The organism is Gordonia lacunae (genome assembly GCF_002149015.1).
GTDB lineage: Bacteria > Actinomycetota > Actinomycetes > Mycobacteriales > Mycobacteriaceae > Gordonia > Gordonia lacunae.
This window is the reverse complement of sequence record NZ_NGFO01000047.1, coordinates 1-25,363: the sequence shown is the minus strand read 5'-3', so window position 1 is coordinate 25,363 and position 25,363 is coordinate 1. Positions and strand designations below refer to the sequence as shown.

The 25,363-nt window shown below is 70.2% G+C and carries 24 protein-coding genes; 17 read left to right on the top strand and 7 right to left on the bottom strand.

Annotated features, from left to right (window positions below):
- Positions 1-18: 18 nt before the first annotated feature.
- Positions 19-975 (bottom strand): serine/threonine-protein kinase, encoded by a 957-nt coding sequence (locus CA982_RS24610; protein ID WP_244176496.1) that lies wholly within the window; start codon positions 973-975, stop codon positions 19-21.
- A gap of 171 nt (positions 976-1,146) precedes the next feature.
- On the opposite strand from CA982_RS24610, the gene CA982_RS24605 reads away from it, so the two are divergent.
- Positions 1,147-2,718 (top strand): cobyric acid synthase, encoded by a 1,572-nt coding sequence (locus tag CA982_RS24605; RefSeq protein WP_086537752.1) that lies wholly within the window; start codon positions 1,147-1,149, stop codon positions 2,716-2,718.
- Between the two features lie 68 nt (positions 2,719-2,786).
- The gene (locus tag CA982_RS24600) at positions 2,787-3,590 is read left to right on the top strand and encodes an alpha/beta fold hydrolase (RefSeq protein WP_086537751.1); all 804 of its coding nucleotides are present in this window, start codon (positions 2,787-2,789) and stop codon (positions 3,588-3,590) included.
- A 22-nt stretch (positions 3,591-3,612) separates the two neighbouring features.
- On the opposite strand, the gene mtr is transcribed toward CA982_RS24600, so the two are convergent.
- Together mtr and CA982_RS24590 are read right to left on the bottom strand one after the other, a co-directional pair.
- On the bottom strand, positions 3,613-5,010 hold the full coding sequence (gene mtr / locus CA982_RS24595; protein WP_086537745.1) for a mycothione reductase: 1,398 nt from the start codon (positions 5,008-5,010) through the stop codon (positions 3,613-3,615).
- Positions 5,007-6,035 (bottom strand): alpha/beta hydrolase, encoded by a 1,029-nt coding sequence (locus tag CA982_RS24590; protein ID WP_086537744.1) that lies wholly within the window; start codon positions 6,033-6,035, stop codon positions 5,007-5,009. Before CA982_RS24590 ends, mtr begins: the two co-directional genes overlap by 4 nt.
- A 197-nt stretch (positions 6,036-6,232) precedes the next feature.
- Between CA982_RS24590 and mqo the strand changes: the two genes are divergently transcribed.
- The 6 genes from mqo to CA982_RS24560 are packed head-to-tail and all read left to right on the top strand — an operon-like array spanning position 6,233 to position 14,025.
- The gene (gene mqo / locus CA982_RS24585; RefSeq protein WP_086537743.1) at positions 6,233-7,759 is read left to right on the top strand and encodes a malate dehydrogenase (quinone); all 1,527 of its coding nucleotides are present in this window, start codon (positions 6,233-6,235) and stop codon (positions 7,757-7,759) included.
- 47 nt (positions 7,760-7,806) lie between these two features.
- Positions 7,807-8,286: a GNAT family N-acetyltransferase gene (locus CA982_RS24580; RefSeq protein WP_086537742.1), complete on the top strand. Its 480-nt coding sequence runs from the start codon at positions 7,807-7,809 to the stop codon at positions 8,284-8,286.
- Entirely contained in the window at positions 8,283-10,277 is a 1,995-nt protein-coding gene (locus CA982_RS24575; protein WP_086537741.1) for a VWA domain-containing protein, read from the top strand. The genes CA982_RS24580 and CA982_RS24575 overlap by 4 nt, the downstream gene beginning before the upstream one ends.
- A 42-nt stretch (positions 10,278-10,319) precedes the next feature.
- Entirely contained in the window at positions 10,320-10,937 is a 618-nt protein-coding gene (cobO, locus tag CA982_RS24570) for a cob(I)yrinic acid a,c-diamide adenosyltransferase (protein ID WP_086537740.1), read from the top strand.
- Positions 10,931-12,412 carry a cobyrinic acid a,c-diamide synthase CobB gene (locus CA982_RS24565; protein ID WP_086537739.1) on the top strand — a complete coding sequence of 494 codons (1,482 nt, stop codon included), beginning with the start codon at positions 10,931-10,933 and terminating at the stop codon, positions 12,410-12,412. Before cobO ends, CA982_RS24565 begins: the two co-directional genes overlap by 7 nt.
- Positions 12,412-14,025, top strand: coding sequence for a GAF domain-containing sensor histidine kinase (locus tag CA982_RS24560; RefSeq protein WP_086537750.1), 1,614 nt, complete (start codon positions 12,412-12,414; stop codon positions 14,023-14,025). Before CA982_RS24565 ends, CA982_RS24560 begins: the two co-directional genes overlap by 1 nt.
- Before the next feature lie 13 nt (positions 14,026-14,038).
- Here the strand turns inward: CA982_RS24560 and CA982_RS24555 are convergent, their stop codons facing one another.
- Positions 14,039-14,734 carry a response regulator transcription factor gene (locus CA982_RS24555; RefSeq protein WP_086537738.1) on the bottom strand — a complete coding sequence of 232 codons (696 nt, stop codon included), beginning with the start codon at positions 14,732-14,734 and terminating at the stop codon, positions 14,039-14,041.
- Positions 14,735-14,875: 141 nt separating this feature from the next.
- On the opposite strand from CA982_RS24555, the gene CA982_RS24550 reads away from it, so the two are divergent.
- The 4 genes from CA982_RS24550 (at position 14,876) to CA982_RS24535 (ending at position 19,085) form a co-directional block, all read left to right on the top strand.
- Positions 14,876-15,883: an acyl-ACP desaturase gene (locus CA982_RS24550; RefSeq protein WP_086537737.1), complete on the top strand. Its 1,008-nt coding sequence runs from the start codon at positions 14,876-14,878 to the stop codon at positions 15,881-15,883.
- Positions 15,884-15,903: 20 nt separating this feature from the next.
- Entirely contained in the window at positions 15,904-16,176 is a 273-nt protein-coding gene (locus CA982_RS24545) for a hypothetical protein (RefSeq protein ID WP_086537749.1), read from the top strand.
- 28 nt (positions 16,177-16,204) lie between these two features.
- The gene (gene cobA / locus CA982_RS24540; protein WP_244176493.1) at positions 16,205-17,464 is read left to right on the top strand and encodes a uroporphyrinogen-III C-methyltransferase; all 1,260 of its coding nucleotides are present in this window, start codon (positions 16,205-16,207) and stop codon (positions 17,462-17,464) included.
- Between the two features lie 70 nt (positions 17,465-17,534).
- Positions 17,535-19,085, top strand: a complete 1,551-nt coding sequence (locus tag CA982_RS24535; RefSeq protein ID WP_086537736.1) for a DHA2 family efflux MFS transporter permease subunit — start codon at positions 17,535-17,537, stop codon at positions 19,083-19,085.
- Between the two features lie 111 nt (positions 19,086-19,196).
- On the opposite strand, the gene yaaA is transcribed toward CA982_RS24535, so the two are convergent.
- Entirely contained in the window at positions 19,197-19,979 is a 783-nt protein-coding gene (gene yaaA, locus CA982_RS24530; protein ID WP_208618100.1) for a peroxide stress protein YaaA, read from the bottom strand.
- On the opposite strand from yaaA, the gene CA982_RS24525 reads away from it, so the two are divergent.
- Positions 19,978-21,708, top strand: coding sequence for a proline--tRNA ligase (locus CA982_RS24525; RefSeq protein ID WP_086537747.1), 1,731 nt, complete (start codon positions 19,978-19,980; stop codon positions 21,706-21,708). The two genes, yaaA and CA982_RS24525, sit on opposite strands and share 2 nt — an antisense overlap.
- Positions 21,709-21,715: 7 nt before the next feature.
- On the opposite strand, the gene CA982_RS24520 is transcribed toward CA982_RS24525, so the two are convergent.
- Both CA982_RS24520 and CA982_RS24515 read right to left on the bottom strand, forming a co-directional pair.
- Positions 21,716-22,198, bottom strand: a complete 483-nt coding sequence (locus CA982_RS24520) for a ferritin-like domain-containing protein (RefSeq protein WP_086537734.1) — start codon at positions 22,196-22,198, stop codon at positions 21,716-21,718.
- Positions 22,195-22,758 carry a hypothetical protein gene (locus CA982_RS24515; RefSeq protein WP_086537733.1) on the bottom strand — a complete coding sequence of 188 codons (564 nt, stop codon included), beginning with the start codon at positions 22,756-22,758 and terminating at the stop codon, positions 22,195-22,197. Before CA982_RS24515 ends, CA982_RS24520 begins: the two co-directional genes overlap by 4 nt.
- A 96-nt stretch (positions 22,759-22,854) precedes the next feature.
- Between CA982_RS24515 and rimP the strand changes: the two genes are divergently transcribed.
- From rimP to CA982_RS24495, 4 genes are all read left to right on the top strand, one after another.
- Positions 22,855-23,451 carry a ribosome maturation factor RimP gene (gene rimP, locus CA982_RS24510; protein ID WP_086537732.1) on the top strand — a complete coding sequence of 199 codons (597 nt, stop codon included), beginning with the start codon at positions 22,855-22,857 and terminating at the stop codon, positions 23,449-23,451.
- Positions 23,452-23,480: 29 nt separating this feature from the next.
- A complete protein-coding gene (nusA, locus tag CA982_RS24505) occupies positions 23,481-24,491 on the top strand; it encodes a transcription termination factor NusA (RefSeq protein WP_086537731.1) in 1,011 nt (336 codons plus the stop codon).
- Between the two features lie 103 nt (positions 24,492-24,594).
- Positions 24,595-24,879: a YlxR family protein gene (locus tag CA982_RS24500; protein ID WP_086537746.1), complete on the top strand. Its 285-nt coding sequence runs from the start codon at positions 24,595-24,597 to the stop codon at positions 24,877-24,879.
- A gap of 99 nt (positions 24,880-24,978) precedes the next feature.
- Positions 24,979-25,363 (top strand): translation initiation factor IF-2 N-terminal domain-containing protein (locus CA982_RS24495; RefSeq protein WP_208618099.1); only part of this gene is annotated, 385 nt, incomplete at its 3' end.

Below are 25,363 nucleotides of genomic sequence, written 5' to 3'. Positions count from 1 at the left end.
GCCTCATCCGGCCGCCGCCTACAACGCCCCGCCGCCGGGCGGCGGGGCGTTGTAGGCGGCGGCCGGATGAGGCGGCGCCTGCTGGGTGGGGGGATGCTGGGTCGGCGCCTGCTGGGTGGGCTGGTGCTGACCTGGCGGCTGGTGGTGCGGGAACGCCGGCGCGGTCTCGACGGCGCGGGAGAGCGTCGCGGCGAACTCCGAGCACGACGGGAACCGGTCGGCCGGATTCTTGGCGAGGGCGCGTGCGAACACCGGATCGAGGTGGGCGAGGTCGGGCCGGCGCTCGGAGATCCGCGGAGCCGGGGAGTTGACGTGTCCGGCGATCAGCGCCATCGGGGTCTGTCCGGGGAACGGCTGGGTGCCGGTGAGCAGCTGGAACGTCGTGCAGGCGAGCGCGTACTGATCCGATGCCGGTATCGCCGCCTCACCGGTGAGGATCTCGGGTGCGGCGTAGGCGAGGGTGCCGACGAACAGGTTGGTGGCGGTCATCTTCGCGCCGTCCATCAGGCGGGCGATGCCGAAGTCGAGCACGGTGACGCGGGTGATCCGGCCGTCGGACCCGCGGGCGATCACGATGTTCGCCGGTTTGATGTCGCGGTGGATGACGCGGTGCGTGTGGGCGTAGTCGAGGGCGTCGGCGACCTTGCCGACGATCGTCACCACGTCCTCGACCGGCAGGATCGGTGCGGCGGTGAGGTCGTCGCCGTCGAGGTAGGTCATCGAGAACCACGGGCTGCCGTTCTCCACGCCGTGTGTGTAGACCGTCACGATGCCGGGATGGTCGAGTGCCGCCGCGGTGCGGGCCTCGTTGCGGAACCGCTCGGCGAAGCTGGGGTCGGCGGGGTTGGGCGAGATGATCTTGAGTGCCTCACGCCGGCCCAGCGTCGGATGCTCGACGAGCCACACCTGTCCCATACCGCCGTGTCCGAGCAGCGAGAGAACGCGATACCCGGCGAACACGGATCCGGGCTGCACGACCTCCACGTCTGACGACCCCCCATTGCTCGACGACAGGCTGTCGACCTGTTCGATGGGGTCACTGTATCCAGCGCCGCCGGTTCGCGAGGCGAACGGTGTGTCGTGTGAACGACGCCACTGGGGTCGCCGCCACCCAGCGGGGTGTCTCGGTACCACTACGCTGTCCGGGTGGACGGACTCGGTGGCGCAGTGCTCGTGGGCGGTACCAGCAGCGACGCCGGGAAAAGCCTGATCGTCGCCGGATTGTGCCGGGCATTGAGCCGGGCCGGCGTGCGCGTCGCGCCGTTCAAGGCGCAGAACATGTCGAACAACTCGGTGGTCACCCTCGACGGCGGCGAGATCGGTCGCGCGCAGGCGTTGCAGGCGTTCGCGTGTGGGCTCGAACCGTCCACCCGGTTCAACCCGGTACTGCTGAAGCCGGGCAGTGACCGCCGCTCGCATGTCATCCTCCGCGGCCGGCCGGCCGGTGACGTCGGGGCCGCCGACTACCTGGCGTGGCGGGCGCGTCTGCGTGCCGTGGTCGTCGACGAATTGGCAAGTCTGCGAGAGGATTTCGACGCCGTCATCTGCGAAGGTGCGGGATCGGTCGCCGAGATCAATCTGCGCGCCAACGACATCGCCAATCTCGGTCTGGCGCAGGCCGCCCGACTTCCGGTGCTGCTGGTGACCGACATCGACCGGGGCGGTTCGCTGGCCCACCTGTTCGGGACCACTGCGGTACTCGACGACGCCGATCAGGCGCTGATCGCAGGTTTCGTGATCAACAAGTTCCGCGGCGACCCGTCGATCCTCGAACCCGGGCTGCGCCAGGTCGAGGCGATCACCGGGCGGCCGACGCTCGGCGTGGTGCCGTTCGCCGACGACCTGTGGCTCGACGCCGAGGATTCCCTCGCCGCGCCGGTCGGACGACGCGTCGGACCACCACGTTCGTTCACGGAGTCCGGCACGACGCCTGGCACCCGGTTGCGGGTGGCGGCCGTTCGCCTGCCGCGGATCTCGAACTCGACCGACGTGGAGGCGCTCGCCTGTGAACCGGGAGTCGACGTCACCTGGGTCGACGACCCGGCCGGGGTCGCGGCCGCCGACCTCGTCGTCGTGCCCGGGACCCGCGCCACCGTCGCCGACCTCGAATGGGTGCGGGCGCGGGGCATCGGTGAGGCGCTGACCGAACGCGCCGCTCGCGGCCGTCCGATCGTCGCCATCTGCGGTGGATTCCAGATGCTCGGCCGCACACTCGACGACCGGGTGGAATCCGGCCGCGGGCGCGTGCCGGGACTGGGCTTGTTCGACCTCGACATCGAGTTCCGGGCCGACAAGACCGTGCGGCAGGTCACCGGGACCGGTGACGGCCTCAGCGCCTCGGTGGCCGGGGTCCCGATCAGCGGCTACGAGATCCATCACGGCCGGGTTGTCCGGTCCGCGGAGGACACCTGGATCGTCGACGACCGGCAGGGGCCGGAGGGTGCGGTCCGGGGAGCCCTCCGGGGTACGCACTGGCACGGACTGCTGGCGTGCAACGAATTCCGGCGCCGCTTGCTCGCCGACGTGGCCGCCGAGGCCGGGGTGCGTGGATTCCGCGCCGCACCCGACACCGATGTCGACGCCGAACGTCGCCGGCAGGTCGACCAGATGGCCGACCTGGTCACCGAACACCTCGACCTCGAGGCCGTGACGCGCCTCATCGAACAAGGGCCGCCACGCAATCCGCCGATCATCCGGCACCACCTCGCGGGCTCCTAGGCGTCGCGGTCTCCGTCGACGGGTGGTGCCGGCCGGGTTATCGTGGCCCAATGACTGAAGCCACGCAGGTGACCGTGAACGGCCTCACCTTCGACGTCCGGATCGGGGGACCGGAGACCGGTCCGTGGGTTCTGCTGCTGCACGGCTTCCCGGTGAACGGAAGCTGCTACGACCAGGTCCTCCCGCGCCTGCACGAGTCGGGCCTGCGCACCCTGGTGATCGACCAGCGCGGGTACAGTCCGGGTGCGCGTCCCGCCGAAGTGGACGACTACCGCCTCACCCACCTCGTCTCCGATGTGATCGGTGTACTCGACGCGCTGGGCATCGGCTACGCGATCCTGGTCGGGCACGACTGGGGTGGCATCGTCGCGTGGCACCTCGCCGGGAGATATCCCGACCGGTTCACCGGACTCGTGGTCGGGAGCACCGGGCATCCCTCGGCCATGCGCGACGCGCTCGTCGCCAGCGATCAGCGGGAACGCTCGTCGTACATCCTCGATTTCGTCGCCGACGGGGCCGAGGAGAAGCTGCTCGCCGACGACGGTGCGGAGCTGCGGGCCGTCGGGATCACCGCGGACGAACTCGCCCCGCTGCGCGAGCCGGGGGCCCTGACCGCGGCGCTGAACTGGTACCGGGCGAACTTCACCGGCGACATCAAGGCGACGATGGCGTGCCCGCCGGTGGAGATCCCGACGACGCTCCTGTGGAGCGACGCCGACACCGCGCTGGGTCGCGAGCAGGCGCAGGGGAGCGGCCGGTACGTCTACGGCGACTTCCGCTTCTGCGAACTCGCCGGCGTCGACCACTGGATCCCGCAGCATGCGGCTCCGGCCCTCGCCAGCGAGATCGCCCTGCGCTCGACGATCTTCTGAGCCGCTCGACGAACGCGCTTGCTCAGATCTCCAGACCGAGCAGCGCGTTCTCGAGGACTTCGGGCATCGCCGGATGGATCCAGTACTGGCCGCGCGCCAACTCGTGGGCGGTCTGTCCGAAGTGCATCGCCTGGATGACCGGCTGGATGACGGTCGGTGCCTGCGGGCCGATGAGATGTGCGCCCAACAGCCTCCCCGTGCCCCGTTCGGCGATCAGCTTGCAGAATCCGGTGGTGTCCTCCATCGCCCAGCCGTAGGCGACGTCGCCGTAGGCCTGCACCTTGACGGCGACGTCGAGGCCTGCGTCGAGGGCCTCTTCCTCGGTCAGGCCCACCGACGCGATCTGCGGATGGGTGAACACCGCGGCCGGCACGAACCGGTGGTCGAACGCATCCAGATCGGTTGCGTCCCAGCCTTTCAGGAGATTGGCCTGGACAACCCGCTGCTCGTGGTTGGCGACGTGTTTGAGTTGGTAGGGCGAGCTGACGTCGCCGAGCGTCCACACGCCGCGAGCAGCGGTGCGCCCGTGCTGATCGCACCGCACGCGGCCCTCGTCGTCGAGTTCGATACCGACGGAGTCGAGGTTGAGCCGGTCGCCGTTGGGCTGTCTGCCCGTCGCGACCAGGAGCACATCGGCCTCGATCGTCGTGCCATCGGAAAGCCCCACTCGCACACCACCGTCGGGCAGGTCCTCGGCGTCGGTGATCGTGGTCTCCAGCCGCACGTCCCACTTCTCGCGGGCCACCTGGGTGAAGCGGTTGGAGACGTCGGCGTCCTGCTTGCGCAGCAGTGCCGGTCCGCGCGCGATGATCGACACGTGTGAGCCCAGGGCGCCGAAGACATGCGCGAATTCGGCGGCGATGTAACCGCTTCCGGCGATGATCAGGCGCTCGGGCAGCTCGGGCAGACGCATGACGTCGTTGTTGGTGTGGTAGGTGACACCTGAGTCGGCGATCACCTGGGGGATGACCGCGCGTGACCCGGCGGCGAGCACAACCTCGGTCGCGAGCACCGTGTCGCCGTCCCGCGTGACGAGCCGGTAACGGCCGTCGTCGTCGCGTCCGTCGAACTCCACGTGGGAGTCGTACACGGTGATGTTCTCGCACCGGTCGACGCGATACTCCTTGCCGCCCTGTGACAGTGGATCGATCCGGCCGAACACGCGCTCGACGATCCCCGGCCAGTCGACCGAGTCGACCTTCGCGTGCACGCCCAGGCGGGCACCGTGGGTGGCGATCTCGGCCACCTCGGAGGCGTAGACGAACATCTTGGTCGGGATGCAGCCCACGTTGAGGCAGGTGCCGCCGTAGACGCCCTCCTCGAAGATCGCGAGGGTCTTGTCCGCGAACCGGTCGTCGGGGATGGCGTTGCCGCTCCCGGAGCCGATGATGGCCAGGTCGACGACCTGTGTGGCGGTCATAGGGGGTTCTCGCTTTCGGTTGAGAGGACGGCGGACAGCCAGTGGTCGACCTCGCGATACGCGTGCTCACGAGCGTGCGGGACGGAGAGGAAGACGTCGTGCCGGGCGTCCGGGATGGGTACCGAGGTCACCCGGCCGCCGAGGCAACCGCTCCAGCGGGCGATGTGGGTGACGTCGAGGACGGCGTCGGCGTGATCGGTGGACGCGGAGTAGGTCCGGGCGAAATGCGTTTTGTCCGAGCGCAACACGAGGGCGGGGACACCGACGTCGATGCCGCGGTGCAGGCGCCGCTGACCGGCGCGGACCGCGTCGAGGAACCCGAAGGTGACGGGGAACCCACCCAGCGGTTTCGCCGACAGGTCGTAGTTCCACTCGCCGTGAGCGCTGTCGTGCAGGCTCTCGCCGTAGGCCTGCGAGAGCTCCTTCGGGATCACCCTGGTCGGCGCGACGGCGGCGATCGCCTTGATGAGCAGCGTGACCGGGAGCGTGCGCAGGACCGCGTCGCCCTGCAGGTCGAACCAGGGCGAGTTGAGCAGGAGTCCGTCGACCGCGGCGTGCAGGTCCGGCTCGCGCTGCCGCAGCCGATCGAGCCAGAGCGCGGTGATGAGCCCGCCGGTCGAGTGTCCGGCCACCACGACCCGGCAGTCGGCGCCGACCTCCTCGAGGATGATCCGGAGCGAGGCGTTGAGTTCCTCGTCGTACATCGCGAGGTCGGTGGTGAAATGCGGTGTGTGGTGCGCCTCCCGCGAACGTCCGCATTTGCGGAGGTCCACGGCGTAGAACGCATAGCCGCGGTCGACGAAGAAGTCGGCGAGCGGCTCGTGGAAGAAGTAGTCGGTGAAGCCGTGGACGTAGAGCACCGCGCCGCGGGCGGGCGACGTCTCGGCGCGGCGCACCAGGGTCGCGGTGACCGGCGACTCGCCGTCGGGGTCGGGTCCCAGCGGGAGCACGCGTTGCCGGTAATCCTCGAGAAATCGGTCGGGCTGCCAGTCGGCGGCTGCGGATGCGCTCACGGCAGCCAGCATAGTGACAGGTCACCGACTACCCGGGTGTCGTGCAGCACACAGTTGCACAGGTCGATTCTCTCGGGGGACGTGCCATGCTGGACAATGGCGGTTGAGAAGGATCGGGTGAGAAGTGCCCGGTCGAGAAGGTGCCATCCGGGACCACGTGCCGCGACGAACTCAGGTCACAGTGTCCCGCCAGGTGAAGTGGAGTCCAGGTGTCGAAAACGGAGATCACGACCGACGTCGCGTTGGTGGGTGCGGGAATCATGAGCGCCACCCTGGGAGCGTTGCTCCGGCAGCTGCAGCCCGACTGGTCGATCAGCCTGTTCGAGCAGCTCGACGCGGCCGCCGCGGAGAGCAGCGATCCGTGGAACAACGCCGGCACCGGGCACTCGGCGCTCTGCGAGCTCAACTACACGCCGAAGACCGCCGACGGTGACGTCAACATCGACAAGGCGCTCACCATCAACGAGCAGTTCCAGGTCTCGCGCCAGTTCTGGGCTCATGCGGTCGACAACGGCATCCTCGGCGACCCGTCGGAGTTCATCAACCCGATCCCGCACGTCGCGTTCACGCACGGTGCCGAGGGGCAGAAGTACCTCCGCAAGCGCTACGACAACCTCGCGACGCAGACCCTGTTCGAGGGCATGGAGTACATCGACGACCCGGCCGAGTTCACCTCGCGGCTGCCACTGATGTCGCAGGGACGCGACTTCGCCGACCCGGTCGCGCTGAACTGGTTCGACCAGGGCACCGATGTCGACTTCGGCGCGCTCACCCAGCAGCTCCTCAACTACGTGGCCCAGGGTGCCGACATCTACTTCGGTCACTCGGTCACCAACCTGTCCAAGCAGTCCGACGGCAGCTGGATCGTGAAGGTCCGCAACGGGCGGACCGGGGAGAAGCTGTCCGTGCACGCGAAGTTCGTCTTCGTCGGTGCGGGCGGCGGTGCCCTGCACCTGCTGCAGAAGTCGGGCATCAAAGAGGCCAAGGGATTCGGTGGATTCCCGGTCTCCGGCGAGTTCTTCCGCTGCACCAACCCCGATCTCGTCGCCGAGCACCACGCGAAGGTCTACGGTCAGGCCGCCGTCGGTGCGCCGCCGATGTCGGTGCCCCACCTCGACACCCGGGTGATCAACCACAAGCCGGGACTGCTGTTCGGTCCGTACGCCGGGTGGTCGCCGAAGTTCCTCAAGAGCGGCAAGATCACCGACCTGCCCGCGTCGATCAAGCCGGGCAACCTGCTCCCGATGGTGTCGATCGCGCCGAAGGAGTTCGGGCTGCTCAAGTACCTCATCAGCGAGCTCGCCGCCGGCCCCGCCGACCGGGTGAAGACGCTGTCGGAATTCGTGCCCCGTGCGCTCGGCGCCGACTGGGAGCTCATCACCGCCGGCCAGCGCGTGCAGGTCATCCGCAAGACCGGCGTGGGTGGGCAGCTGGAGTTCGGCACCGCGGTCGTCGCCGCCGGCGACGGCACCATCGCCGGTCTGCTGGGTGCGTCTCCCGGCGCCTCGACCGCCGTCCCGGCCATGATCTCGGTGCTCGAGCAGTGCTTCCCGAAGGAGTACGCGGGCTGGTCGTCGAAGCTGTCCGGGATCATCCCGTCGTTCGGCCAGAAGCTCAACGGCAACCGCGATCTGTACCGCCAGGTCTGGGACTGGACGAACAAATCCCTGCAGCTGACCGAGCGGACCGAGACCCCCGCCGAGACGGGCCGGCTCGCGCCCGCCACCGCCGGCTGATCTCTCGCGAGATGAAGTCCGGTCGCGTTGTGTGCTAACCACGACACATGATCTCCGAACCGCGGGTGCATCGCGCCCTGGCCGATGACATCGACGCAGCCACGCTGTATCGGATACTGCGGCTGCGGGTCGAGGTCTTCGTCGTCGAGCAGGCGTGTCCGTACCCCGAACTCGACGGACGCGATCTGGAACCGACCACGCGACAGTTCTGGATCACCGACGAGAACGGGTCCGACGAGGCGGGGTCGGTGCTGGCCACCCTGCGTCTGCTCGAGGAACCGCAGACCGACGGCGGTCAGGTCTTCCGGATCGGGCGGGTGTGCACCGAGCGGAACCAGCGGGGCCGCGGTCTCGTGGCGACGCTCATGACCGCCGCGCTCGACGAGGTCGGGGACCGCCCGTGCCGGATCGAGGCACAGGCCTACCTGACCGAGATGTACGGCAAGTTCGGCTTCGCCCGCGACGGCGAGGACTACCTCGAGGACGGGATTCCCCACGTGTCGATGCTCCGCGCCGGGTCGCGATGACCGCCTACGGCGAACCCCCGGCCCCGGCCGGTCCGCCTGGTGACGTGCGGTACCCCTTCAGTGCCGTCGTCGGCCAGGAGCAGCTCAAACTCGCGCTGATCCTCTCGGCCATCTCGCCGGGCATCGGCGGTGTCCTGATCCGCGGCGAGAAGGGCACCGCGAAGTCGACGATCGTCCGCGGACTGGGTCCGTTGCTGACTGTCCCCGGATCGGCCGGCGATTCCGCCGGCCGCGTCGTGGAACTGCCGATCGGCGCCACCGAGGACCGGGTGATCGGTTCACTCGACCTCACCTCGGTCCTGCGGGACGGTCGCGCGGAGTTCACGCCCGGTCTGCTCGCCCGGGCGCACCGCGGGGTCCTCTACATCGACGAGGTCAATCTGCTCGCCGACCACCTCGTGGACGTCCTGCTGGATGCCGCGGCGAGCGGGCGGGTCACGATCGAACGCGACGGGGTGTCGCACACGCAGGCCGCCGATTTCGTGCTCGTCGGCACCATGAACCCCGAGGAGGGGGAGCTCCGTCCGCAATTGCTCGACCGGTTCGGTCTCGCCGTCGACGTGGCGGCCGGTCGCGAGGTCGACGAACGCGTGGAGGTGGTGCGCCGGCGGATGGCCTACGACGCCGATCCTGCGTCCTTCGTCGCCGCCCACGCCGCCGCCGAAGACGAACTGACGCAACGCATCGCGACCGCCCGGGAGGCCGTGGGTGCCGTCACACTCCCGGACCGGGAGTTGCGGCGGATCGCCGGGATCTGTGCGCACCTCGACGTCGACGGGCTCCGCGGCGACATCGTGGTCGCGCGGACCGCGCTCGCCCACGCCGCCTGGCGCGGCGCCGCCGTCGTCGAGGACGTCGATGTCCGGGCGGCCGTCGAACTCGCCCTGCCACACCGGCGGCGCCGCAATCCCTTCGACGAGTCGGGGCTCACCCCGGACCAGCTCGACGAGGCGATGTCGGCGGGTGCGGACGCGGCCGGACCCGACTCACCCGACGACGACCCGGGACCGCCCGAGACGCCACCGCCGGGTGGTGGCGGCGAGTCGCCGACGGCGCAGCCCGACACCGGCGCGCCGGAGACCGACGCCGACCCCGATGCGGCATCGGAGGCCGACGACACCGACGCCCCGCAGCACGCTCCCGGCCCCGCATTCGGCTCGGCGTCGGCGCCGGGCGGTCGCCGCCTGCCGACCCTGCGTGTCGACGGACTCGGCGACGGCGATCCGGGGCGCCGATCGAAGGCACGCAGCCGTCGCGGGCACACCACCCACGCCGTCGACTTCGACGCCGCCCGACCGGTCCACCTGTTCGGCACCGTGCTCGCCGCCGCCGGGCGCGTCACCCGCGGCGCCGACGGCGTCCGGCCGAGCGCCCTGCGGATCGCCGCCCCGGACCTGCGGTCGGCGCAGCGGATCGGCCAGGAGTCCAATCTGGTCGTGTTCGTTGTCGACCTCAGCGGCTCGATGACCGCCCGGCGTCGGCTGGCCGCGGTGTCCGAACTGTGCGTGGAGATGCTGCGCGACTCCTACACCCGCCGCGACCGCGTCGCCGTCGTCGTGGCGCGCGGGTCCGCCGCGACACTCGCGGTGCCGCCCACCAAATCCGTCGAGATCGCGGTACGCCGCCTCGAGGAGATCCGTACCGGCGGCCGGACGCCACTCGGGGAGGGTCTGCAACTCGCCGCCGACGTCGTGACGCGGTGTCGCCGCGCCGAACCCGACCGGCGACCGCTGCTGGTGGTGCTCACCGATGGACGGGCCACGTCCGCTCGAGACCCCTCGGGGCGGAGCGCGATGGCACGCGCACGGGCGGCCGCGGACGGCATCCGCCGCCGCGGCATCGGGTCCGTGGTGGTCGACTGCGAGCAGGGCATGGTCCGGCTCGGACTCGCCGCCGACCTCGCCACTCACCTCGGCGCGAGCCTGATTCCCATGGACGAGCTGTCGGCCACCGCCCTGACCGGACCGGCACCCGCACGCGGGGCGGCCTGACCCGCCACCGAACCGACCACTGACAGCGCGAGGAGAAGTCGAGTGCCCCAAGGAGTTCCGGTCAGCATCCCCGACGACGGGCTGACGACGCGACAGCGCCGCAACCAGCCTGTGCTCGCGGTGCACACCGGCGACGGCAAGGGCAAGTCGACCGCTGCCTTCGGCATGGCGATGCGCGCGTGGAACGCGGGCATGCGGGTCGCGGTGTTCCAGTTCGTCAAGAGCGCCAAGTGGAAGGTCGGGGAGGAGTCGACGATGCTCGCGCTCGATCGGGTCCACGCCGAGACCGGCGCCGGCGGGCCGGTGGAGTGGCACAAGATGGGCCAGGGCTGGTCGTGGCTGCGCGCCAATTCCGACCACGACGACGACCACGCCGCCGCCGCGCAGGCCGGGTGGGCCGAGATCGCTCGCCGTCTCGACGCAGGCGAACACGATTTCTACGTCCTCGACGAGTTCACCTATCCGCTGCACTGGGGATGGGTGGACACCACCGAGGTCATCGAGACCCTAGCCCGGCGTCCCGGACGCCAGCACGTGGTCATCACCGGCCGGCGTGCGCCGGCCGAGCTCGTCGATGCCGCCGATCTCGTCACCGAGATGCGCAAGATCGCCCACCCGATGGACGCGGGCCGCAAGGGGCAGAAGGGGATCGAATGGTGACTCCGACGGGGGCCGCCACTGGGGCTCGGGCCGCCGGTTCGACGCCGGCCGTCGTGATCGCCGCGCCGTCCTCCGGTAGCGGCAAGACGACCGTGACCACCGGCCTCATCGGTGCCCTGCGGGCGGCCGGGCACCGGGTGGCGCCGTTCAAGGTGGGTCCGGACTACATCGACCCCGGCTACCACGCCGTCGCGGCCGGCCGGCCGGGGCGCAACCTCGACCCGAACCTGGTGGGCGCCGAACGCATCGCGCCTCTCTTCGCCCATGGCGCCGCGGGTGCCGACATCGCGGTCGTCGAGGGCGTGATGGGCCTCTTCGACGGCCGCATCGTCGAGTCCGGCACCGCGGACGAGGCCGACCCCCTCGGTGTCGGTTCCACCGCGCACGTCGCGTCGATCATCGGCGCGCCGGTGATCCTCGTCGTGGACGCCGCCGGTCACAGCCAGTCGCTGGCCGCGGTGCTGCACGGGTTCCTGTCCTATGACCCCACGGTGTCGATCGCGGGCGTCATCCTCAACCGGGTCGGATCGCCGCGTCACGAGATGGTGCTGCGACAGGCCGCCGGGCGGGTGGGACTGCCGGTGCTCGGGGTGCTGCGTCGGCATCCGTCGTTGACGGTGCCCTCCCGGCATCTGGGCCTGATCCCGGCCGCCGAACGCAATGCCGACGCGGTCGCCGCCGTGGACGCGATGACCGCACACCTGCGCGGCGCCCTCGACCTCCCGGCCATCGTGGCCGCCGCCCGCGGCCGATCGGCGCCCGACGCGACGCCGTGGTCGGCGGCGGAAGCCGTTGCGCCGCATCGTTCCATCGATCCGGCCGGGTCGCCGGTCGTCGCGGTCGCCGGCGGGGCGGCATTCACCTTCGGGTACACCGAGCACGCCGAGATGCTGACGGCCGCGGGGGCACGCGTCGTCGTGTTCGACCCGTTGGTCGACCGGCTGCCCGCCGACGCGGCCGGTGTCGTGATCGGCGGGGGCTTCCCGGAGGAACACGCCGAGGCGCTGGCGGCGAATGATCTGCTGCGCGCCGACCTCCGGGCGCATGCCGCCGCGGGTCGGCCGATCCACGCCGAATGCGCGGGTCTGCTGTATCTGTGTGCGCAGCTCGACGGGCACCCGATGAGCGGCGTCCTCGACATCCCCGGTCACTTCGGTCCCACCCTGACACTCGGTTATCGCGACGCGGTCGCCGTGAGCGACTCGGTCCTGTTCCGGACCGGCGAACGCGTGACGGGCCACGAGTTCCACCGCAGCGGGGTCGGCGACGGCCCGCTCGCACCGGCGTGGGCGTGGCGGGACACCGCCGGCCGGGCGTCCACACACGGGGTGACGACCGCCTCGGTGCACGCCTCGTATCTGCACCTGCACCCCGCATCGATTCCGGAAGCGTTGTGCCGCTTCGTCGCCCGGGCCGCCGAGGTGTCCCCGGCGCGGTCGTCGTCGCGGGCCGGGAACACCGCCGGGACGTCCTGATGCTCGACCACCGGCTCCGGGAGACCCTCGACGCGCTCGCCGACCACGGCGCCGACGACCCGGCGCTGCTGCGGGAACTGCTGGAGGCGGTCCTCGTCGTCGGGCAGGGCGTCGAGCTCGACCGGGCGCTGCAGCGCATCGTCGAGGTCGCGGCCGGGCTGGTCGACGCCCAGTACGGCGCCCTCGGTGTCCGCGGTCCCGACGGTGGTCTGAGTGAGTTCGTGCACATCGGGATCACCGACGCCCAGCGCGCCACCATGGGGCATCTCCCGGTCGGACGCGGGGTCCTGGGCCTGCTCATCGACGACCCCCGCCTGCACCGCATCCACGACCTCGGCGCGCACCCGACGTCGGTCGGCTTCCCGCCCAACCATCCGCCCATGCACACCTTCCTCGGTGCGCCGATCATGGTGCGCGGGGAGGTCTTCGGCAGCCTCTACCTGACCGAGAAGCGGTCCGCGGAGGACTTCTCCGAGGTCGACGAGACGGTCGTGGCGGTGCTCGCGGTCGCCGCGGGGATCGCGGTCGACAATGCGGGCCTGTTCGAGCGGGCCCGTACGCGGCACCGCTGGATGCAGGTCCTCGCCCGGCGCGGGTCGGAGCCGCTGGCCGGAATCGCGCTGTCGGACACCATGTCCCGCATGTGTGCCGACGTCGCCGACCTGGTCGGCGCCGTCGACGTGTACCTGTTCACCGAACTGGCGGGGCAGGTGGAACTGCGTGGTCACACCGGCGAGCCGGTCGAGGTCGACTCCTTCACCGCGCCGGACGCCACGGCGCTGCGGGTGCAGCGCTCCGGCCAGATCGCCGAGTCGCTGATCCGCAACGGTGCACGCTGGACCTCGGTGCAACCGCTGCAACGCGCCTCGGGCGCGTTCGGGTGGATGCTCATCACCCACCGCAAACGCCCGTACTGGGACGACGAGGAGATCGCCGGGCTCGCGGGCGTCGCCGAGGTCGCCTCACTGGCGGTGGTCTACGCCGAACAGCAGCAGATCGCCCGCGACTTGGAGGTCCTCGAAGACCGGCACCGAATCGCCCGCGACCTGCACGACCATGTGATCCAGCGCCTCTTCGCGGTCGGCATGTCCGTGCAGACGCTGCTCGCCGGGACCACCGATCCGGCTGCCGCGACGGCGCGTCTCGAGCAGATCATGACCGATCTGGACCGCACGATCGCGCAGATCCGCACCTCGATCTTCGACCTGCAGACGGCCTATGGGCCCGATGCCGACCCGACACTTCGACGGCGGGTGCTCGACATCGTCGCCGAACTGTCCGGGCACGCGTCGATCTCCCCGAGCGTGGAGTTCGACGGGCCGGTCGACACGGTGGTCCCGGATTCGCTCGGCCCACACATCGACGCGGTCCTGCGGGAAGGGTTGAGCAACGCGCTCCGGCACGCGCGGGCCGAGCACATCGAGGTCTCGGTGAGCGCCGACGACGTGCTGACGGTCGAGATCAGCGACGACGGCATCGGTATCGGCGCCGACGTCACCTATCGCGGACTGGAGAACCTGACGCGGCGGGCCGAGGACTGCGACGGGACGTTCAGCGTCTTCACCCGGACGGGCGGGACGACGCTCACCTGGTCGGTGCCCCTCCTGGGATAGCTGGGCTCCCGGTTCAGTCCTTGCCGTCGCGGAGTTTGGTGGCCATCACCGCGACCTGGGTGCGTCGCTGCATGTCCAGTTTGCCCAGGATGCGGGACACGTAGTTCTTGATCGTCTTCTCCGCCAGGAACATCCGCTCGGCGATCTGGCGGTTGGTCAGCCCCTCACCGATGAGCGCGAACACCTCGCGCTCCTGGTGGGTCAGCTCGGCCAGCGGGTCCTTCTCGGTCTGCTTGCCGTCGCGCAGCTTGGCCAGCAGTGCTGCCGTGGACCGGTCGTCGAGCAGTGAACCTCCCCGGCCGACGGTCCGGACCGCGGCGACCAGGTTGTGGCCCAGGATCTGCTTGAGGACGAAACCCGAGGCCCCGGCGAGGACCGCGGCGAGCAGCGCGTCGTCGTCGGCATAGCTCGTCAGCATCAGGCATTTGATGCCGGGCTCGGCGGCTCGGACGTCCCGGCACAGTTCCACGCCGCTGCCGTCGGGCAACCGGACGTCGAGGACGGCGACGTCGGGCCTGGTCGCCAGGATGCCGACGAGGGCCTCGCCGACCGATGCGGCCTCGCCCACCACCTCGATGTCGCCCGCGGTCCCGAGGAGGTCCCGCAGACCACGCCGGACGAGTTCGTGGTCGTCGACGAGGTAGGCGCGTACGGGTGTCGGTGACGCGTTCGGATCGGTGGTGGGCGAATCCGTCGTGACAGGGGCCATGGGTCTGAAAGTACCGGATGCGCGGCGTTGCGAAGTCGCGACGTCGGACCCCATGCAGGCGGGACTTTTGCCTCACGAGCACCACCCGTCCCGTCGCGCAGAGTGAACGGTACGACCCCCAGCCCGCGACCAGGAGAGCACGTGACAACCCTCATCGGACCCCCCGACACCGACCTCGGCAACCCCGGCATGACCGGCTCGGACCTGCTGCGCGAACTGCTGCCGGTGTGCGAGGCCGAAGTCGAACGGCACATGAAGATGACCCGGGACTGGCACCCGCACGACTACGTGCCCTGGGACGACGGACGCAACTTCGCGGCCCTGGGCGGCCAGGACTGGGACCCGTCGCAATCCCGGTTGTCCGATGTCGCCAAGGCCGCGATGATCACCAACCTGCTCACCGAGGACAACCTGCCGTCGTATCACCGGGTGATCGCCGACAACTTCACCCTCGACGACGCCTGGGGTTGGTGGGTGGGACGGTGGACCGCCGAGGAGAACCGCCACTCGATCGTCATGCGCGACTACCTGGTGGTCACCCGCGGCGTCGACCCCGTCGAACTCGAAGAGATCCGGATGGCGCACATGACGTCCGGGTTCAACCCGCTGCCCGACGACGACGGCCAGCGCGACCACAGTTTCGACATGCTGTTCGCCGTCGCCTACGTCAGCTTCCAGGAACTCGCCACCCGGGTGTCGCACCGCAACACCGGAAAGGCCTGCGGTGACCCGATCGCCGACCGCATGCTGCAACGTGTCGCGGCCGACGAGAACCTGCACATGCTCTTCTATCGCAACATCGTCGCCGGTGCGCTCGACCTCGTTCCCGACCAGACCATGGCGGCCATCCACGCGATCGTGACGAACTTCCAGATGCCCGGCGCGACCATGCCCAACTTCCGGCGCAACGCGGTGCTGATCGCCAAGGGCGGCATCTACGATCTGCCGCAACACATGTCGGATGTCGTGATGCCGGTGCTGCGTAAGTGGCGGATCTTCGACCGCGACGACTTCGGGCCGATCGGCGAGCACTACCGCGAACTGCTCGCGGAGTTCCTGGAACAGATGGACATCAAGGTGCGCAAGTTCGAGGAGTCGCGCGAGCGTGCGCTGGAACGGCAGCGCGCACGCGAGCAGCGGACACAGTGACCGGCATGACAGTGATCGACATGACGATGACCGGTCCGACGATGCCCGCCCCGGGAGCCGCGACCGCCACACCCGCCGGGTTCGCCACCGCGATCGCCATGGCCGAGGCTGCCGTGGATCGCAACCCGTTGTGGTGGAACGAGATCCGGGTGAACGCCGACGACCCCCTGGACGCGGCGTTCTGTTCCTCGACCCTGCTCGGTGCGCTCCTGCAGTCCGCGGCCCACCGGCTCGGGGTCCCGGCTGCCGACGTGTGGGCACACATCCGTCGGACGGGTGAGTTGCCGCTCTGAACCAGCGGTCCCGGTAGTGTCAGCTCCCATGTCCGAGCCTGACACCGCGTCGCCCCACCACGTCCCCGGGCCCGACGCCTTCCCCTCCGGCGAGGGGCACTATCTGGTCGGCCTCGACCTCCGCGGACGCAAGGTCGTCCTGGTGGGTGGCGGGTCCGTCGCCCAGCGGCGCCTGCCCAACCTCGTGGCGGCCGGCGCCGATGTCCACGTCGTCGCGCTCGACCCGACGCCCGCCGTCGAATCCTTCGCCGGTATCACCGTCACCCACCGTCGCTACGTCGACGGGGATCTCGAGGGCGCCTGGTACGCGATGGCCTGCACCGACGATCCCGCCGTGAACGAGGCGGTGGTCGCCGAGGCCGAGCGCAGGCACACGTTCTGCGTGCGCGCCGACGACGCCCGCCACGGCACCGCGGTCACACCGGCGTCCGGGCGCCACCGCGACGTGCAGTTCGGCGTCCTCGCCGGCGGCGACCACAAATTGTCGGCCGCTCTGCGCGCCGCGATCAGTCGTGCGCTGGCCGAGGGGTCACTGAGCGTCGACGATGCCGCGCCGCACGCCGCGGGCGTGGCCCTCGTCGGTGGGGGACCGGGTGATCCCGACCTCATCACCGTCCGCGGACAGCGGCTGCTCGCCGAGGCCGATGTCGTCGTCGCCGACCGGCTCGCGCCGCCCGAACTGCTCGCCGAGCTCGGCCCCCAGGTCGAGATCATCGATGCCGCGAAGGTGCCCTACGGCCGCGCGATGAAGCAGGAGGCCATCAACGACGTCCTGGTCGAGAAGGCCAGGGCGGGCAAGTTCGTGGTCCGTCTCAAGGGTGGCGACCCCTACGTCTACGGGCGGGGCTTCGAGGAACTGCAGGCCTGTGTGGCCGCCGGCGTCCCGGTGACCGTGGTCCCGGGGATCAGCAGCTCGATCGCCGCACCGGCGTCGGCGGGCATCCCGGTCACGCACCGCGGCGTCACCCACGAGATCGTGATCGCCTCGGGTCACGTGCCACCCGGCCACCCCGACTCGCTGATCGACTGGTCGGCGATGGGCAGGCTGCGTGGCACCCTCGTCCTGATGATGGCGGTCGAACGGGTCGACGTCTTCGCCGACGCGCTGCTCGAGGGCGGCCGCCGACCCGACACCCCGGTTGCGATGATCGAGAACGGGTCGCTGCCGACCCAGCGGTTGCTGCGTACCGACCTCGCCCACGCCGGCGAGGTCGCGGAGACGGAGGGACTGCGTCCGCCCGCGATCGTGGTCATCGGCGACGTGGCGGCGTTCACCGAGGGCGCCTGAGGGAACCGGCGCCCGACCGAATCAACGGGGATTGGCATGTCCCGGCTGTCGGCCGGTACGGTCGTTCTCTATGTCGACTCCCGGACCTGCGAACACCGGCACCGTGAACACTGGAGCGGTGAACAGCGAGCAGTTCCGTCCGGTCTTCGGCCTGCCGATCCTGGTGCTGTCCGGAATGCAACTGCTCGTCGTGCTCGACGGCACCGTCGCCGCACTCGCGCTGCCGAGCATCCGGGACGCCCTCGCGCTGTCGGAGTCGAGCGCCAACTGGGTCATCAGCAGCTACGTGCTGGCCTTCGGCGGGCTCATGCTCCTCGGCGGCCGACTCGGCGACACCTTCGGTCGCAAGCGGATGTTCATCGTCGGGGTCGTCGCCTTCACATTGACGTCGCTGCTCTGCGGACTGGCGTGGAACGAGGCCAGTCTCCTCGCCGGGCGGGCCCTGCAGGGCGCGTCGGCCGCGATCGCGGCGCCGACCGCGATGGCCCTGGTCGCCACGACCTTCGCTCCCGGCAAACCACGCAGTCAGGCCTTCGCGGTCTACGCGGCGATGACCGGCGTCGGATCGGTCGCCGGGCTGATCCTCGGCGGTGTGCTGACGGAGTTGTCGTGGCGCCTGGTCTTCCTCATCAATGTGCCCATCGGTCTGATCGTCGTGGTCGGGGCGATCGTCGCGCTCCGGGAGTCCCAGGGTGAACGGCTGCCGCTCGATGTGCCCGGCGCGGTCCTCGGCACGCTGGGCTGCACCCTGCTCGTGCTCGCGGTGAACGAAGGGCCGAACGGCTGGACCGCGCCGGTCGTGGTCGGTTCGTTCATCCTCGGTGCCCTCGCCCTGGCCGCGTTCATCGTGGTCGAGCGTCGCGCCCGGAACCCGCTGCTGCCGTTCTCCCTCTTCGACAACAGTTCCCGGGTCGCGGCGCTGCTCGCGATCCTCCTGGCCAGCATGATCATGATGTGCATGGCGGTCTTCATCTCGCTGTACCTGCAGGGCATCCTGCAGTACTCACCGATCCAGAGCGGGCTCGCGGTGGTGCCGTTCGCGTTCGGACTGGGCATCGCCGCGGCGATCGCGTCGAAGCTTGCGCTGATGATCCAGCCGCGCTGGCTCGTCCTGGTCGGCGGCGCGGTGATCCTCGTCGGCTGTCTGTACGCATCGTCGATCGCGACCGACTCGCCGGACTATTTCCCGAGCATCTTCATCCCGGTCGTCGTCATCGGCTTCGGCGTGGGTCTGGCGGTCATCCCGCTGACCCTGTCCGTGGTGGCCGGGGTGGGGACCACCGAGATCGGACCGCTGACCGCACTGGCACAGGTCGCGCAGAACCTCGGCGGGGCCGTCGGCCTGGTCGTCGTCGGTGCGATGGTCACCTCGCGGGCACTGTCGAAGGGCGGGACCACCGCGCCCGTGGAGACGATGAACCCCACCCAGCTCGCGGCGCAGGCCGAGGGTTACGGTCTGGCCTTCGCCGCCTGTGCCGGCATCGCCGTCCTCGCCGCGATCGTCGTGCTGTTCATGCGGTTCACGCCCGAACAGGTGGCCGAGGGACAAGCCGCCCAGGAAGCCGCCGACGCGGGCGTCGACGCCGGGACGAACACCCCGGGGCCCGACGCCCAGCGATGAGGTGCGGGTGGATTCCGGTCGGTCCCGGTATGGACGCCGAGAATCTCGCCGAGCTCTTCGACATCGACACCCTCGACTGGCAGCCCGTCGCGACGCGACCGACGGACGGGGTCAGTCGGTCAGCACGACGATGCGGTCGGGTGCCTCGATCTCGACCCGCTGCCCGGCGTCGGCGAGGACCGCGGCCACGCCGTCGACGTCGCGCACGGTGCGTCGCGTGCGGACCAGTTCCCGCGCCATCAAGCCCTTGTAGTGCTTGTTGAAGTGGCTCACCACCTTGCGTGATCCGTCCGGCTGTTCGGTCATGACGGTCGCCGTCACCGCGTCGCGCACCGGTCCGAGCTGGTGGTAGACACCCGAGCGCAGGTCCACCACGAAGTCGTCGACCGCGTCCAGCGCGGGGGACAGGTCCGGCTTCCACAGCGACGCCAGGGTCGGCATGCCGGGCAACTTGGAGCCGCCCGAGAGTCGGTAGGCGGGAATCGGATCGGGTGCTCGCACCACGCCGAACAGCGCCGAGCCGATCGCCAGCCGGTCGGCCGCCTTCGTCTTGCCCGCCCGGGTCAACGACCGGTGGTCGAGGGCGTCGTAGAGGACGCCCGTGTAGCGCTCGAGCGCCGGCCGGGTGGGCGAGCACCAGAGTTCGGCGTTGCGGTCGACCTCGTCGAGCTGGGTGGCCCCGAGACCGAGCGCGGTGCGACTGGCGTCGAGGTCGGCGGACAGGGCGACGAGCGCCTCGGCGAGCTGTTTGCGGATCGGGTTCAGCTCGGGGAAGGACAGCGTGTCGAGATCCAGGGGAGCCCCGCGGCCGCCGTCGGATTTCGTCTCTGAGGGAGGCAGGATGACGAGCACCGCAACACCATAACTAAGCTGGTTGGTCGTGATCACACGCATGTCGACCCTGTTCCTGCGGACCCTGCGCGACGACCCCGCCGACGCCGAGGTCCCCAGCCACAAGCTGCTGGTCAGAGCCGGCTACGTCCGCCGGGTTGCACCCGGTGTGTACTCGTGGCTGCCGCTGGGACTGCGCGTGCTCAAGGCGATCGAGAACGTCGTCCGCGAGGAGATGAACGCCATCGGCGGCCAGGAGATCCTCCTGCCGGCCCTGCTGCCGCGTGAGCCCTACGACACCACCAACCGCTGGACCGAATACGGGGACGCGCTGTTCCGTCTCAAGGACCGCAAGGGTGCCGACATGCTCCTCGGCCCGACCCATGAAGAGCTCTTCGCGACCCTGGTCAAGGGCGAGTACTCGTCCTACAAGGACATGCCGGTCATCCTCTACCAGATCCAGACCAAGTACCGCGACGAGGAACGGCCGCGCGCGGGCATCCTCCGTGGCCGCGAGTTCGTGATGAAGGACGCCTACTCGTTCGACCTCGACGACGACGGGCTCAAGACCGCCTACAACGCGCACCGCGAGGCCTATCAGAAGATCTTCGAGCGGTTGCGGATCGAGTACGTCATCGTCGCCGCGACCTCCGGCGCCATGGGTGGCAGCGCCTCCGAGGAGTTCCTGGCCGAGTCCGCCGTCGGCGAGGACACCTTCGTGCGCTGCGTCGAGTCCGGATACGCCGCCAACGTCGAGGCGGTCGTCACCCGCGCCCCCGAGCCGTTGCCCTACGACGACCTGCCCGAGGCGGTCGTCCACGACACGCCCGGTACCCCGACGATCGACAGCCTCGTCGACTGGGCGAATGCGGCGCTCGACGGACAGTACAGCGGCGCCGACACACTCAAGAACGTCCTGGTCAAACTCCGTGCGCCGGGCGGTGAGTGGGAGATCACCGGCATCGGTGTCCCGGGTGACCGCGAGGTCGACTTCAAGCGTCTCGAGGCCTCCGTCGAACCGGCCGAGGTGGAGTTGCTCACCGATGCCGACTTCGCCGCGAATCCTTTCCTGGTCAAGGGATACATCGGACCGAAGGCGCTGGCCGAGAACGGGGTCCGCTACCTCGTCGATCCGCGCGTGGTCGAGGGGACCTCGTGGATCACCGGCGCCGACCAGCCGGGCCGACACTATGTAGGGCTCGTCGCGGGTCGCGACTTCACTCCGGACGGGACGGTCGAGGCCGCCGAGATCCGGGACGGCGATCCGTCGCCGGACGGCGCTGGACCGCTGGTGAGCGCCAAGGGCATCGAGATCGGGCACATCTTCCAGCTCGGCCAGAAGTACACCGACGCCTTCGAGGTCGACGTCCTCGGCGAGAACGGCAAGCCGGTCCGCCTCACGCAGGGTTCTTACGGCGTCGGCGTGTCACGCCTGGTCGCGGTCATCGCCGAGCAGTCGCACGACGACAAGGGCCTGCGCTGGCCGAAGTCGGTGGCGCCGTTCGCGGTTCACCTGGTAATCGCCAACAAGGACGAAGCCGCCGTCGCCGGGGCCGAGCAGCTCGCCGCCGACCTCGACGCGGCCGGCCTCGAGGTGCTCCTCGACGATCGGAAGGCGTCTCCCGGGGTGAAGTTCAAGGACGCCGAACTCCTCGGCATGCCCACCATCGTGGTCGTCGGCCGCGGATATGCCAACGGCACCATCGAAATCCGGGATCGCTTCACCGGCGAGGCCACCGAAGTCGCGGTCGACACCGCGGTCGATTCGGTGGTGGCGGCCGCCCGGGCCTGACCCCGGCTCAGCCGTTCGCGGGAGACCCGGGGAACGCCACCGTGACCGGGCTCTCCTGCAACGCCACCCGCCATCGGGCGGCGCGCACGGCGCTCTCCGACAGCCCGTCGATGCCGATCCGCCGCCCGGTCTCGTCGTCGGCCTGTTCCAGCAACGCACGATAGGCGACCGTGCAGTCGATCTCGGCGCCGAGCGCCGCGCGCGCGGCGGTGGTCGGGTCGGTGACCTCGACAGGAAGCGTGTAGCCTGCGGCGGCCAGCGGCGGTGTGTTCCCCGCGGCCTCGATCGCCCGTTCGATCTCGTCGCGGCGGGCCCGGTGCGCGTCGGCGTAGTCGGCGACGGTGCGTCGTCGAGACGCGGCGACGAAGGCGGTGATGACGCCGTAGGTGAAGACGGCGGCGTTCTCCGCCGCCGCGGCGACGGCGAGCGGATCGTCGGAATCGGCCTGTGCGGCCGCGCTGTTCGGGGTCGTGCTCAGTGGTGAGGTCATGCCAGTTGCACCTCTCGCATCGATGTGACCGCGGCAGCGACCGACCCGGTCAGCCCGGCGGCGTACCCGCCCGCGGCGAGGGCGATCGTGCGGGCCTGCCCGGCCGCGGCGTCGAGATCGGTGCGCAGTCGCGCCAGTGACGGCGCGGCGGGCGGGGCCCCCGCGGCCGACGCCGAGGCCGTCGACGAGGTGGCCGGACGGTCGAGGGTCGCGGCGACGTCCTGGTCGAGCCGGATGATCTCCTCACGAAGCGCGCGTGCGTGCTGGGCGCGCTGGTCGGCCACGACCCCGAGCGCGGTCGCGTAGGCGGGCTCGACGGCCATCAGTGCGCGCGCGGTGCTCTCGTCGGCGATCGCCGATCGCACCAGGGGCACGAGGTCTTCGGCGAGGAGGGTCTCCGCGGAGGGAGACGAATCGCAACCGGTCAGTCCGACTCCGGCCGCGCCTGCACCGACGACGGCGGCGCCCGCGAGGAGTCCGCCGCGCAACGCCGTGCGCCTGTCGATCGGGTGCCGCACGGTCCGTCGCGCGATCGGGGGCATGTTCACCCGGGACATCATGCCAGCAGTTCTCCACCCGATCGATCCACTACGATGTTCGGAGCAACGTCGTGCGACACCCGGCACGGCCCGACAACTGAAGACGAGGGGAGTGGCATGCCGATCAGCCCGACGCACGTGAGCGAACTCGTCCAAAAGCTTGTCGCCGAACGGGGATTCGACCTCGAGGACGTCACGGTACGCACCCGGGACGGCCAGGAGGAACTGTCGATCGTGGTCGACCGCGACGGCGGCAGCGACCTCGACGTCCTCGCCGGGCTCAGCACCGAGATCTCCGATGTGCTCGACGCGACCCCCGCCTTCGCGGACCTCGCATATGTGCTCGAGGTGACCTCGCGCGGCGTCGAGAGCCCACTGACCCTGCCCCGGCACTGGCGCCGCAACACCGGCCGCCGGGTGGTCGTCGAGCTGGCGGGCGGACCCGAATCGCCGGGGCGCACGGTCACCGGCCGCATCGGCAGACTGCTCGACGATCCGGCGCCTGCGGTCGAGGTGGTCGCGAACCACAAGGGGCGCATCGCCGTGGAGACCGTCGACCTCGGCTCGGTCAGCACGGCCGTCGTGCAGGTGGACTTCTCCCAGCCGAGCGTCCGCGAACTGGAACTGTGCGGCCTCGGACCGGACGAGATCGAGGCCCGCCGCGCGCCCGCCGCGGCTCGGCAGGTCGCCACGACGACCGAACACGACAAGTGAACACGACAAGTGAATAGGAGAACGACGACATGAACATCGACATCGCCGCGTTGCGCATGATCGAAGCCGACAAGGGCATCTCGATCGAGACCGTCATCACCGCCATCGAGACCGCCTTGCTCACGGCCTACCGCCACACCGACGGGTTCGCGCCGCACGCCCGCGTCGACGTGAACCGCAAGTCCGGTGCTGTCCGGGTGATGGCGCAGGAGGTCGATCAGGACGGGAACGTCGTCCACGAGTGGGACGACACGCCCGAGGGCTTCGGCCGCATCGCGGCGACCACCGCGCGGCAGGTCATCCTGCAGCGCCTGCGCGACGCGGAGAACGAGAAGAACTTCGGCGACCTCGTGGCCCACGAGGGCGAGATCGTCGGCGGCGTCGTCCAGCAGGACTCGCGCGCCAACGCGCGCGGCATGGTCGTCGTCCAGATCGGCAGCGACGCCAATTCCACCGAGGGGATCATCCCGCCCGCCGAGCAGGTGCCGGGTGAGGTGTACACCCACGGCGACCGGATCAAGTGCTACGTCGTCGGGGTCAGCCGTGGGCCGCGCGGGCCGCAGATCACCCTGTCCCGGACCCACCCGAACCTGGTACGCAAGCTGTTCTCGCTCGAGGTGCCCGAGATCGAGGACGGGAGCGTCGAGATCGTCGCCGTGGCACGCGAGGCCGGCCACCGGTCGAAGATCGCCGTCCACACCGGGGTCTCCGGTCTCAACGCGAAGGGCGCCTGCATCGGGCCCATGGGCCAGCGCGTGCGCAACGTGATGAGCGAACTCGCCGGCGAGAAGATCGACATCATCGACTTCGACTCCGATCCGGCGGCCTTCGTCGGGAATGCGCTGTCGCCCGCGAAGGTTGTGTCGGTGACGGTGATCGACCCCGACCTCAAGGCCGCACGGGTCGTCGTGCCGGACTATCAGCTCTCCCTGGCCATCGGCAAGGAGGGCCAGAACGCCCGACTCGCGGCCCGGCTGACCGGGTGGCGGATCGACATCAGGTCCGACGCCGCACCGGCCACCGAGGCCGGGCCGGAGTGACGCGCACGACGGCCGATTGTCCTCGCAGCACCCGCTCGCGCTAGACTGATCGATGGTTCAGCGATCCGCCCCACGTTCGCCGGCCGGCAGCACACCCATCCGGATGTGCATCGGTTGTCGACAGCGGGCTGAGGCCGGCGAGTTGGTCCGTGTCGTCGCGCAGATGCGCGGCGACACCCCGACAGTCGTGGTCGATCCCGCGAAGACCATGCCGGGACGAGGCGCGTGGCTGCACGTGCGGGCGGAGTGCATCTCCACCGCGACGCGACGCCGGGCCTTCGCCACGGCACTCCGGACCCCCGGTCTGACCGTGGACCCGGACGATCTCACCGAACAGCTCGGCGCGATCACCCACCAGAAGACGGCTCCCCGGAGCCAGAACAGGTAGCAGAAGACATGAGCACTCCGTGAAGTCACGATGAGCATGTACCGGACATAAATCGAGGCCGTAGCGGGTGAGCCGCTTGGCCTCCAAGTGAGGAGAGCAGTGGCAGGCAAAGCCCGCGTGCACGAACTGGCCAAAGAGCTCGGCGTCACGAGCAAGCAGGTGCTCGAGCGTCTGAAGGAGCAGGGCGAGTTCGTCAAATCGGCGTCGTCGACGGTAGAGGCCCCCGTGGCCCGTCGACTGCGTGAATCATTCCCCGGCAAGGACGGGGGAGCCAAGGACTCCAAGCCCCCGGCCCCCGGCCCGCGTCAGAGCGCCAAGCCCGGACCCAAGCCGTCCGGCACCGCGAATGCACCGAAGCCCGGTGCCTCCGCGACCCCGGCGGCACCCGCCGCCGACCGCCCGAGCCCCGGTCCGCGTACCAGCGGCCCGAAGCCGGGCGCGCCCAAGCCGAGTCCCGCTCCGGTGGAGACCCCGGCACCGGCTG

What these genes read in the sequence shown, in the direction of transcription:
- mtr (WP_086537745.1), bottom strand. Translation starts at nt 5,010, where the DNA reads ATGACCGCCACACAGGTCGTCGACCTGGCCATCATCGGCTCCGGGAGC.
- CA982_RS24590 (WP_086537744.1), bottom strand. Translation starts at nt 6,035, where the DNA reads ATGCTGGCTGCCGTGAGCGCATCCGCAGCCGCCGACTGGCAGCCCGAC.
- CA982_RS24580 (WP_086537742.1), top strand. Translation starts at nt 7,807, where the DNA reads ATGATCTCCGAACCGCGGGTGCATCGCGCCCTGGCCGATGACATCGAC.
- CA982_RS24575 (WP_086537741.1), top strand. Translation starts at nt 8,283, where the DNA reads ATGACCGCCTACGGCGAACCCCCGGCCCCGGCCGGTCCGCCTGGTGAC.
- CA982_RS24565 (WP_086537739.1), top strand. Translation starts at nt 10,931, where the DNA reads ATGGTGACTCCGACGGGGGCCGCCACTGGGGCTCGGGCCGCCGGTTCG.
- CA982_RS24560 (WP_086537750.1), top strand. Translation starts at nt 12,412, where the DNA reads ATGCTCGACCACCGGCTCCGGGAGACCCTCGACGCGCTCGCCGACCAC.
- CA982_RS24555 (WP_086537738.1), bottom strand. Translation starts at nt 14,734, where the DNA reads ATGGCCCCTGTCACGACGGATTCGCCCACCACCGATCCGAACGCGTCA.
- CA982_RS24545 (WP_086537749.1), top strand. Translation starts at nt 15,904, where the DNA reads ATGACGATGACCGGTCCGACGATGCCCGCCCCGGGAGCCGCGACCGCC.
- cobA (WP_244176493.1), top strand. Translation starts at nt 16,205, where the DNA reads ATGTCCGAGCCTGACACCGCGTCGCCCCACCACGTCCCCGGGCCCGAC.
- CA982_RS24535 (WP_086537736.1), top strand. Translation starts at nt 17,535, where the DNA reads ATGTCGACTCCCGGACCTGCGAACACCGGCACCGTGAACACTGGAGCG.
- CA982_RS24525 (WP_086537747.1), top strand. Translation starts at nt 19,978, where the DNA reads ATGTCGACCCTGTTCCTGCGGACCCTGCGCGACGACCCCGCCGACGCC.
- yaaA (WP_208618100.1), bottom strand. Translation starts at nt 19,979, where the DNA reads ATGCGTGTGATCACGACCAACCAGCTTAGTTATGGTGTTGCGGTGCTC.
- CA982_RS24520 (WP_086537734.1), bottom strand. Translation starts at nt 22,198, where the DNA reads ATGACCTCACCACTGAGCACGACCCCGAACAGCGCGGCCGCACAGGCC.
- CA982_RS24515 (WP_086537733.1), bottom strand. Translation starts at nt 22,758, where the DNA reads ATGATGTCCCGGGTGAACATGCCCCCGATCGCGCGACGGACCGTGCGG.
- rimP (WP_086537732.1), top strand. Translation starts at nt 22,855, where the DNA reads ATGCCGATCAGCCCGACGCACGTGAGCGAACTCGTCCAAAAGCTTGTC.
- nusA (WP_086537731.1), top strand. Translation starts at nt 23,481, where the DNA reads ATGAACATCGACATCGCCGCGTTGCGCATGATCGAAGCCGACAAGGGC.
- CA982_RS24500 (WP_086537746.1), top strand. Translation starts at nt 24,595, where the DNA reads ATGTGCATCGGTTGTCGACAGCGGGCTGAGGCCGGCGAGTTGGTCCGT.